This window comes from Bradyrhizobium sp. P2_E8 (assembly GCF_056403875.1).
In genome coordinates, this window is record NZ_JBFUES010000209.1 from 1 (window position 1) to 9,114 (window position 9,114).

Here is a 9,114-nt window from a genome sequence, read left to right on the forward strand (position 1 = left end):
AATGCACGGCGACTGAGGCGAGCCGAAGCAACTGGCCGCGGCCGCCAACGCCCGCGCCGAGGCGTTGGCTGCCAAGCTCTACCAGGTCGAGATCTGGGCGCGCGACGAATTTGTCCGCAAGTCGAGCTTTGAAACAGTTGTCGCGCGCGTCGAGCGCGGTTTCGTCGATCTCAAGACGGAGATCCCGAACCGGCTGGACAAGATGGCGGACAAGATCGACCACATAGGACCGCGGTGATGAAGCTCGAGCCAAGCATCCTCTACCAGCAGCACGCTTTCAGCGTTGGCCTCCTCAAGATCCTGGTGGCCGCGGCGATCGTACTGGCGCTGTTATGCCTCGTCGCGACCATCCGTGAGGTGCGGGATCGCCCGTCGAGTGCCGCGGGGCTGGCTCGGCGGCGCCGCGATCGTGGCGATCGTCGCCGGCGTCATGGTCTGGCACATGGCCGCGGCAACTTCAGCTTACCAACGCAAAGCGGAAGTCTCCCGCCTTGGAACGTGTTCGGCGGCTTGTGTGAAGGGTTTCGGATGCCGGCCGCTTGAGGGACAGCGCGGCGTATTCGGGGGCCGGCGTCCGAAACCCATCACAACAGCAGACATCCTCACATCGGAACTATGATTTCGCAAGCAAGCCCGTCTTTGCGCCAGTCAAAGCGAACTTCCCCCTTCTGCTGGACTATCATCTGTTCGATGATGCGGCTACCAAGTCCTTTTCGCGTAGGTTTGTGCGCGACTGGACCACCCGTCTCCGTCCAGCGTAGTCGCAATCCACCGTCAACTGCGTGTGACCATTCCAGGCGGACTTGGCCGTCGGGTTTGGACAAAGCACCGTATTTCGCAGCATTGGTCGCTAATTCATGCAAGGTTACCGCAACAGCCTGAGCGGCGTCTGGCGCTAACAGGGTTTGTGGACCATCTATGAACGTTCGCTTCTCATCGAAATATGGAGCTAGTTCCTGTGTCGCAATCGCCGATATCTCGGCACCGATCCAACGCGTTGCCGCGAAAAGCGAGCAAACGTTTGCTAGTGCCTGGATGCGTCCCGCGATTATCTCTTTGAGACCTTCTGGCGAACTCGACTGAGAGAGATTGACCGTTGCCATCGCGTTCGCGAGTAAGTTCTTGCTGCGGTGCTCGGCCTCCCTTGCCAGAGTCACGATCAACTCCTGATTTTTCTTCTGCTCAGTAATATCCCTTGCAATCTTTGCTGCGCCGACGACCTTGCCGTTTGCATCTTTGACAGGAGAAACGGTCAGCGACACGACGATCAAGCTGCCGTTCTTGCGTTGCCGAACGGTCTCAAAATGGTCGATGCGCTCACCTCGTCGGAGGCGCGTTAAAATCTCACGTTCTTCGCTTCGCCGATCCTGAGGGATTACAAGAGTGATGGGCTGACCAATGGCCTCGCTGGCAGAATAGCCGAAGATGCGCTCAGCACTGATATTCCAGCTTGTAATGACGCCATCGAGATTCTTGCTAACAATCGCATCATCGCTGGACTCGACTATGGAAGCCAGCCAACGCAACCGCTGTTCGCTTTCGCGAAGAGCTGCTTCGAGCTCCCGAGGCGTGGCCGCAACTCCCAGATTGTTCTTCTGCGTCATTAGCACCACCAGACACGCCCCAGCGGCAATACTATAGTGCAGCCAAGCGATGGAGTTTAGAGGTCTGTTTTTGGGTCAAAAGGCGAAAATGCTGGACCTCTTTGCGTAGGTCTGCTCCACCCCGAGAAGCGGCATTTAAGTACACGCCTGCCGGCGATCCAAGTCGAAACACCGCCCTAATATATTGGGCACTTACGGGTCACTTTGTCCATCGCATCGGCGAAGCCAAATCTCCCGCCAATAGGTGAGTTCGCAGCGCGAGCACCCCCCCATGCCAAAGCCCATGTAGGAGCATCCGCAAGTCGAGTCCTCGAGACACACAGTATTGCGGAGCTGCCTCATCTGTCCCGTCCCATCGACAATTATTCTGTCGATCCGCCCCTTCACCCGACGCCGAACGCCGCACAATCGACGCATGTCAGGCGAGAACCACAGCCCGCGATTAAGCCCGTGCTCGTCCAAGGTCTCAATGATGCTCTGCATCGATTTCACTTCGGCCCATTCACCGGGCCGGAGGTTCAGGCTTTCCTCCGGCGTGGACTCGCTGCTTCCGCGCGGATACTCGCCGATCAACATCCGACGAATTTTCAGAAATAGCCATATTCCAGTGTATTGTAACATCTGCAGGGCGGTGAAATTGCGTGCCGGGAGTCCGCTCAAAAGTCTTCCTAATTTTTGCCATCGCGAGAGGGGGTCGGTGGCTTTCAACAATTCACTAGCCTGACAATAGTAGGCCTTCAGTCCGATCGACACTTTGAGGCGGGTTCGTAATCGATCCAAACTTCGCAAATCGACCTGCGATTGAGTTGCCGTGTCTTCGACTTTTCTGAGCCAGGCTTCGCGCCAGAAAATTACGCACGCCTTCTGACAACCATCGTGGGCGGCGCCGGAGCAGCGGACGCCATCGAGGGTGACGATGTCATCGCCTCTGAACGCCCGTGGCGAGCTTGCTGAGACGCATACCGGAAATGCTCGTCTTGAGACCCTAAATCTTTGCCCACAAAATTGTGCCATTTCCGGCATGAACGGCAGATGGTCCACTGCGCCGTGGGCATCCAGGGTTTGCAGGATTTCGTCCGGCGCCTTCACTTCCACGAGGTCGCCGCGGTAAAGTCTCTTGGTTGGTTGGTTCATACCTCACCTCAAGATTGTCTGGGCGTTCGCGAGAATCCATAGGCTCGCAGCTCTGCTACGAGCTTTCGCCTAGCCCTAGCTCGTTGCGCTGGCGGCCAATGAAGCGTCGCGACATTGCGGCCACGCATTCGGCCCGATGATCGCCAATGTGCCGACGTGCGATATCGTCGGGACCATTTTGTGCGGTGGTCGCTCTTTAGGAACGCGCTGGTCTGTCAATTGAAAGTGGAAGCCTCAGTTTCAACGAGCCATCCGCTTGGCGCTCGAATAAGCGCATCGCGTGACCGCTGCACGGGCTTGCCTCCTTGCCTTGCCCGTTGTGCGGCACTGGGGCGTAGCAAAAATAACCTTGTCGTCCTTCCTCGCCTCGATGACCGCCAGTTCACGTGCCATCGAGTCGTTGAAGCGAGAAACCGGCCATCCGGTTTCTGAACTGCGCACGCTCAAGACGAGTGGTGTGGCATTATGCCGCCCGAAAGCGGCATTATGCCGTCTTGAAAATTCCAGGATAGCAGTCAGCCAGAAGTGCGCGCCTGCGGCAATATGTCGTAGTGGGTACTCAAGAAGGATATTGAGTTTTGTCCCGTGACGATCCCTAGCGCTCTGGAAGCTGTGCATCATCCATCCGGCATAGGGTGCATGTGGTTCTTGCTCCTGATCCCGAACTTGCAACGACAGCCGACAGTCGCTTTGCGGAAGAACAACTCGCCAGGAAGTCACGACCAGGAGACATGAACCGCCGTGCTGCCGACATGCTCAATGGCCAAAGCAAACGAGCCGAGAGCATTCTTGATCCTAAAAATCGAGGCGCCCTTAATGCAGTCGGTAAATCTGGCTTAGCGCCTGAAATACGACCTAAGCGAGCGAGCAATTCTCGTTCTCGCTAGGAACTCCACGAGCACAGGAGAATCGTAACGGGATCTTCCCCGGATGGGGAAAATGCCATGCGATACGTTGTGTATGCAGTCGATTCGTCCGGCGTCGCGCGCGCGGTGTATGAAATCGACAGTCCTGCGGACGAAGCCGCCAAAAAACGAGCCGAGAAGTTGCTCGATGCTCACCCTGCTGTTGAGGTTTGGAACGGTCCGCGAAGAATTGCCCGTCTGGCGCGTGAGACGTCGGACTGACCGCGCGGTCTTAGCCGTACCGGTAATTTCCCGCCGCCGTGTGTCGCCTAAGCGCGCACGATGTGCGAGCGCCATCGCCCCACAACTTCAGATTCGTGGCCGCTGACGGGCCGACATGCGATGCTGACGGCATATTCGCGTCTCGGAGGGAAAGCCCGATGCGCCTTCTATTACCTTATTTCGGAATTGGTCTGTGCGCCTCGCTTTCGGCGTGGCTATCGGTGATGTTGCTTTATTGACGCGGGAACAGCTCCGCGCCTGGCGGCAGAAACCGTACATAGGTGCCGCTTTCGTGCAGCTCCAGCCAACCCTGCTCGATCGCGTATTCGATGCCGGCGCCGAACCCCGGCGTTGCATCCCGACTTCGAGACGAACGGCGCGTTGATCTTCAAGCTTGCACGAGCCTGTCCTATCTCCGCTCTCAAGGGCAAACCGGGCGTCTGTTCAGCTTAGGGCCTGCCGCAGCTTCTGTGTCTCGTTTGGACGACAATCAGGTCCGAAGGGTCATCGCAGACCTCAATGCTGCCGCGCGTGCGGTTCGTTCTTCGCCTGACCGAAAAATTGATCGGTCAGGCGGCGGGGACGCTTACCTCTCGTGGGGCAGCAGGAGGATGGCGCCGCGCGATCAAGGACCTGAGCTTGTTGACCGCGCGGACGGCAAAACCGAGCCCCAACGGATTGGTCGCACGGAAGAAGGCCACCTTTTTCACATAACCCTCGACATGCCATTTGGCGTGGGAACCGTTGCGGAAAAAGATTACGTCACCAACGTCGTAGCGCTTCGGCGGCATGCCGTCGCTCTCTAGTACGATCGATCCTTCGAGGATCACGATGGTCTCATCGACATCGTAGTACCAGTTGAACTTGCCTTCGGTGCAGGACCAGATCAGGGTGCGGGCCGCGCGATCCGTGCTGATCGACAGCGTGCAGGCGCGGGCTTCCGGATTGCCTTCAATGATCCAGGATGACTCGATCGGCGATGGTTTAAGATCCACATTGCAATGACTGGTTTCAATAAGCGCGAGCGGCATTAGTCTCCCCCCGAACTGAAAAGATCATCCCGGCGTTACCAGTTGCCAAGTTTCCCGGACCTTCAAAGTCAGTTTTCCGCAACGAATGTGAAGAGGCTACTTTGTCGCAAGACTCGAAAGAGGTACCTCCTGCCCGGCGCAGCTTGGCAGAGACTGCCGGGCCTCGACCGAAACGCTCTTCCGCCAACCGACCAACTTCCGGCTTCGGGCGCCTGGATTACTCAGCCGCCGCCAGTCGGCCAATCCGTAGCTCTCCGCTGGCATGCCGGACCACTACCACAGCCCCCCGAGAAGGCGGCAGGCAATGCACGGCGACTGAGGCGAGGCGTCACACCTGCATGGTGGGCGCGACCGAGGCGCGCGGACAGGTTTCACGCGGCAGCCGCCGAGGCGACTCGCGGCCGGCGACGGCCGAGCAGAACCAGGATCAGCACGGTCGCGCAGGAAAACACCAGGGTCAGGCCCAGCGCGGCGCGGCCGCCGAACTGGGTGAGCAGAGCGGCAAGGAGCGGCGGCGAGATCGCTGAGGCCAGATTGAGCGGCAGCGCGATCATCGACATCGCCTTGGCGAACTCGGCCTGGTCGTAGAACACGAGCGGGATGGTTGCCCGCGCCACCGCCATCGCGCCGCTGCCGGCGCCATAGAGCAGGATGAAGACCGCGACTGCCCAGGTCGCCCCCTCGCTCAGCATCAGCAGCAGCATGGCGACGGGAAGTGCCGTGCCGGCGACAAGCCCGGTCGTGATTCCGTCCCACCGCCCCCCACCGAGAAAGTCCAGCCCGCGGGCGCTGACCTGGATCACGCCGAGCATCGAACCGAAGGCGATGGCCTGGGCCGGCGCCAGCCCTTCCGCCCGCAGCAGCTCGATGAGCACGGCGCCGAGACCAAAATTCACGAAGGCGTTCAGCGTGATCGCGATGACGACCAGATTGAAGGTGCCGCGCGGAATCGCAGGCGCATCGGAGGGTTTTGCAGCCGAGCCGCCTTCGTCCTTCACACTATTCCGGCGCGGCGCGCCGAAGACGTAGAGCGGAAGCGAGACCAGGATCAGCATGGCGGCGTAGACGAGGCAGGTGCCCCGCCAGCCGAAATGGCCGCTGAGAAACGAGGTGGTCGGCCAGAAGATGCTGCTGGAGAGGCCGGTCACCAGCATCAGCGCGCCGATGGCGTTCTTGGCCTGGCGCCCGGCAACCTCGTTGAGCATGATATAGGCACCGGTCGACAGCGTGGCGCTGCCGCCCATGCCGAGAATGACCCAGGCCACGAAATAGAGCATCGGCTCGCGCGCGAAATACAGAACGACGTAGCCCGGCACGGCAACAACAGTGCCCACCATCATCACCTTGCGTGCGCCGTGCCGCGCAAACGCCTTGGCGAGCCAGGGCGCGCACAGCCCCATGGTGACATAAAGCGTGGAGGTGCCCGCAAACACCATCGGCAGGCTCATGCCGAGATCGGCCGCAAGGTCGCGGCCGACGATGGGCGGAAGGCCGATCGTTCCCCATCCGATGAGCTGGGTGATTGCAAGCACCAGCAGGACCCCGATGAGCCTGCCGTCAGATTTCAAGAACCGCATTCCAAACGTCGCCTGCCCGGCAGGCGCAGATCGCGCCTGTGGCACCCGTCTTACCCGGAGACTCAGCGCACGGGAACGCCGGCCGCCGAATGGCAGAAGGCAGCCGGAAGCATGTCAGGACGAGGCAGTAACCCCTACCGCACGATCCCGAGCAGGGATCGCGCCTCGGCCGCGGTCGCGACGCGCCGGCCGTGGCGGGTGACAGCCTCACAGGCGAGGGTCACGAGCTCCGCGTTGCTGGGGGCCAGCCGCGTCTTGTCGATCCTGATATTGTCCTCGAGCCCGGTGCGAACCGCGTCCGCGCCGCGCGCGAGGGCCCAGCCCATGACCTCGGCCTGATGGCGTCCGATCCCGGCCGCGGTCCAGGTCGCTTGCGGGATCAGCCGCTTCAGCTCCCCCAGGAGGATGTCGAGGACATGTTCGTCGGCCGGCATCGCGTTCTTGACGCCCATGACGAACTGCACGTGCGGTCGCTGGTCGATCAGCCCCGCCTCGATCAGGCGGCGGGCGCCATGCAGATGCGACAAATCGAAGATCTCGATTTCCGGCCGAATCCGCCCCGCCTTCATGCTGGTGGCGAGGGTCTCGACCAGGGCGGCGCTGTTCTCGTAGACAATCGTCGGAAAGTTCACCGATCCCGTGGACAGCGAAGCCATGTCCGGCCTCAGATAGAGCGATGATCCACGCGCCGAAGGATCGCGGCCCCGCCCGCCGGTCGAGAATTGAACGATCATCCCCGGACAATGCTTCCTGATCCCCTCCTGCACCAGGGCAAAACGCTCCGGGTCGGAGGACGGCGTCTCGTCATCGTTGCGAACATGGATGTGGGCAAGCGTGGCACCGGCCTCGAAGGCTTGTTGCGTCGACTCGATCTGCTCGGACGGCAGGATCGGCACCGCGGGATTGTCCTTCTTGCGCGGAACGGAGCCGGTGATAGCGACGGCAACGACAACGGGGTTCATCCCTAGACCTCATGATGATCGCGCTCGCGCGCCCAAAAACTGGAATCGACTCGTAACGCATGGAGCCCTGCCGCTGCAAACATCATCGATCGCAGCGGCAGGTTTCCTTGCGTGCCCGTCAGGTCGGAATTGCGGATGCACCGCTCACCGCTTGCGCGCGCTTCCGTTCATAGTCTGCCCGCACCATCGGAACGGCCTCGGGATTACCGAGATCGTCAATGCTGATCCGATAGGTCTCCCGGGCTGTGACGGCCGCCAGCGCCGCGATGACCGTGATGCCGAAGGCGATCGCCCCCACCGTCAAGGGAATGTTGGCCGAGCCGGGAGGCGCCACGGTCGCAAACAGGGCGGGAAGCAATGCGGTGATGGTCGTTCCGATGTTCTGCGAGATCGCCATCGCCGACACCCGGGTGCGCGTCGGAAACAGCTCCGGGTAAAAGCTCGGGAAGATCGCGTTGTAACCCTGATAGACGACGCCCCACATCAGGAGCGACAGCAGGATCGCGAGCGGCACGTTCTTGATGCTGATGGCGTAGAGATAGCCGAAGGCGAGCAAGCCGGAGAGCAGCGCGCCCACGATGATCGGAGGCTTGCGGCCGACCTTGTCGGAGAGATTGCCGACGAAGGGGATGACGAATATGGCCAGCATGTTTCCGAGGACGGGGATCCACAGATAGACGTCCTTGGCAAAACCGATGCCATAGGCCGGCTGGACCGCGTAGGCCGCACCGAAGATGGTCGCAACGACGGGAATGACGTTCATCAGGGCCATGCAGATGACCCTGAGCATGTCGCGCCAGCTCAGCTTGATCGCCTGAACGATGGGCGACCGCGGCGTTTCTCCCCGCTCTCCCTCGCGGGCGAACGCAGGGGTTTCGTCGACTTCGCGGCGAATGATGTAGCCTGCGACGATGACGAAGAAGCTGAGCAGGAAGGGAATCCGCCAGCCCCAGCTGTTGAAGGCCTCGGTCGGCATATAGGCCGCCAGCGGCAGGAAGACCGCGGCCGCGAGAATTTGTCCGGCCTGCACGCCCTGAAGGGCGAAGCTTGCATAGAAGCCCCGCCGACCGAACGGCGCGTGCTCCAGGATCATCGAGCTCGCGCCGGAGATTTCACCGGCCACGGCAAATCCCTGCACGAGGCGCAGGATGACGAGCAGGATCGGCGCCAGGATGCCGACCTGGTGATAGGTCGGCAGAAAGCCAACGGCCATGGTCGAGATGCCCATCAGGAACATGCAGACGATGAGAACAGTCTTGCGGCCATGGGTGTCGCCCCAATGTCCGAGGACGAAGGCGCCGATCGGCCGGGCCACATATCCAACACCATAGGTCGCCAGCGATGCGACGATGGCGACGGTGGGATTCTCCGACGGGAAGAAGATCTGCGGGAAGATCAGCGACGCGGCGGTCGCGTAGATGAAGAAGTCATAATATTCGAGAGCCGACCCGATCCAGCCGCTCGCAGCAGCCTTCCTGGACTGACTCATGCCGTGGATCGCGCGGGTCGTGACCATTTCAAAATTCCTCCCTGGTTTGTTGACGTCCCGTTGGCGGGCTTCGTTGAAAATTGGGCAGCACTCTCCGGGCGCTCTGCGGAGCTTCGCGAGCGCTGGTCACTGCCGATGGGTATCTGATTGGTCGCGACAATAGGCTTTCGCTGGGCTAACACAATTACCC

10 protein-coding genes are annotated in these 9,114 nt (G+C 60.8%); 2 read left to right on the top strand and 8 right to left on the bottom strand.

Annotation, left to right across the window (positions count from 1 at the left end; all coding sequences use genetic code 11):
- Nucleotides 1-223 (bottom strand): hypothetical protein (locus tag AC1D00_RS14145; protein WP_477011092.1); only part of this gene is annotated, 223 nt, incomplete at its 3' end.
- 14 nt (nucleotides 224-237) lie between these two features.
- On the opposite strand from AC1D00_RS14145, the gene AC1D00_RS14150 reads away from it, so the two are divergent.
- The gene (locus tag AC1D00_RS14150; protein ID WP_477011093.1) at nucleotides 238-543 is read left to right on the top strand and encodes a hypothetical protein; all 306 of its coding nucleotides are present in this window, start codon (nucleotides 238-240) and stop codon (nucleotides 541-543) included.
- Between the two features lie 59 nt (nucleotides 544-602).
- Here AC1D00_RS14150 and AC1D00_RS14155 read toward each other — a convergent pair whose 3' ends face one another.
- From AC1D00_RS14155 to AC1D00_RS14165, 3 genes are all read right to left on the bottom strand, one after another.
- Complete coding sequence (locus tag AC1D00_RS14155) at nucleotides 603-1,604, bottom strand: PAS domain S-box protein (RefSeq protein WP_477011094.1); 1,002 nt, start codon at nucleotides 1,602-1,604, stop codon at nucleotides 603-605.
- Between the two features lie 192 nt (nucleotides 1,605-1,796).
- Nucleotides 1,797-2,738 carry a hypothetical protein gene (locus AC1D00_RS14160; RefSeq protein WP_135179456.1) on the bottom strand — a complete coding sequence of 314 codons (942 nt, stop codon included), beginning with the start codon at nucleotides 2,736-2,738 and terminating at the stop codon, nucleotides 1,797-1,799.
- A gap of 240 nt (nucleotides 2,739-2,978) precedes the next feature.
- A complete protein-coding gene (locus AC1D00_RS14165; protein ID WP_477011095.1) occupies nucleotides 2,979-3,359 on the bottom strand; it encodes a hypothetical protein in 381 nt (126 codons plus the stop codon).
- Between the two features lie 323 nt (nucleotides 3,360-3,682).
- On the opposite strand from AC1D00_RS14165, the gene AC1D00_RS14170 reads away from it, so the two are divergent.
- Nucleotides 3,683-3,865: a hypothetical protein gene (locus AC1D00_RS14170; protein ID WP_477011096.1), complete on the top strand. Its 183-nt coding sequence runs from the start codon at nucleotides 3,683-3,685 to the stop codon at nucleotides 3,863-3,865.
- 569 nt (nucleotides 3,866-4,434) lie between these two features.
- Here AC1D00_RS14170 and AC1D00_RS14175 read toward each other — a convergent pair.
- The 4 genes from AC1D00_RS14175 to AC1D00_RS14190 all read right to left on the bottom strand — a co-directional run bounded on the left by AC1D00_RS14175 (nucleotide 4,435) and on the right by AC1D00_RS14190 (nucleotide 8,951).
- Nucleotides 4,435-4,896, bottom strand: a complete 462-nt coding sequence (locus tag AC1D00_RS14175; protein WP_477011097.1) for a cupin domain-containing protein — start codon at nucleotides 4,894-4,896, stop codon at nucleotides 4,435-4,437.
- 371 nt (nucleotides 4,897-5,267) lie between these two features.
- Nucleotides 5,268-6,473: an MFS transporter gene (locus tag AC1D00_RS14180; RefSeq protein ID WP_167771660.1), complete on the bottom strand. Its 1,206-nt coding sequence runs from the start codon at nucleotides 6,471-6,473 to the stop codon at nucleotides 5,268-5,270.
- A 134-nt stretch (nucleotides 6,474-6,607) separates the two neighbouring features.
- The gene (locus AC1D00_RS14185; protein WP_477011098.1) at nucleotides 6,608-7,435 is read right to left on the bottom strand and encodes a 3-oxoadipate:acetyl-CoA acetyltransferase; all 828 of its coding nucleotides are present in this window, start codon (nucleotides 7,433-7,435) and stop codon (nucleotides 6,608-6,610) included.
- A gap of 118 nt (nucleotides 7,436-7,553) precedes the next feature.
- On the bottom strand, nucleotides 7,554-8,951 hold the full coding sequence (locus AC1D00_RS14190) for an MFS transporter (protein WP_135179462.1): 1,398 nt from the start codon (nucleotides 8,949-8,951) through the stop codon (nucleotides 7,554-7,556).
- Between the last annotated feature and the right edge of the window lie 163 nt (nucleotides 8,952-9,114).

Coding starts and splice junctions, on each gene's coding strand:
- AC1D00_RS14150 (WP_477011093.1), top strand. CDS start 238: ATGAAGCTCGAGCCAAGCATCCTCTACCAGCAGCACGCTTTCAGCGTT.
- AC1D00_RS14155 (WP_477011094.1), bottom strand. CDS start 1,604: ATGACGCAGAAGAACAATCTGGGAGTTGCGGCCACGCCTCGGGAGCTC.
- AC1D00_RS14160 (WP_135179456.1), bottom strand. CDS start 2,738: ATGAACCAACCAACCAAGAGACTTTACCGCGGCGACCTCGTGGAAGTG.
- AC1D00_RS14165 (WP_477011095.1), bottom strand. CDS start 3,359: ATGATGCACAGCTTCCAGAGCGCTAGGGATCGTCACGGGACAAAACTC.
- AC1D00_RS14170 (WP_477011096.1), top strand. CDS start 3,683: ATGCGATACGTTGTGTATGCAGTCGATTCGTCCGGCGTCGCGCGCGCG.
- AC1D00_RS14175 (WP_477011097.1), bottom strand. CDS start 4,896: ATGCCGCTCGCGCTTATTGAAACCAGTCATTGCAATGTGGATCTTAAA.
- AC1D00_RS14180 (WP_167771660.1), bottom strand. CDS start 6,473: ATGCGGTTCTTGAAATCTGACGGCAGGCTCATCGGGGTCCTGCTGGTG.
- AC1D00_RS14185 (WP_477011098.1), bottom strand. CDS start 7,435: ATGAACCCCGTTGTCGTTGCCGTCGCTATCACCGGCTCCGTTCCGCGC.
- AC1D00_RS14190 (WP_135179462.1), bottom strand. CDS start 8,951: ATGGTCACGACCCGCGCGATCCACGGCATGAGTCAGTCCAGGAAGGCT.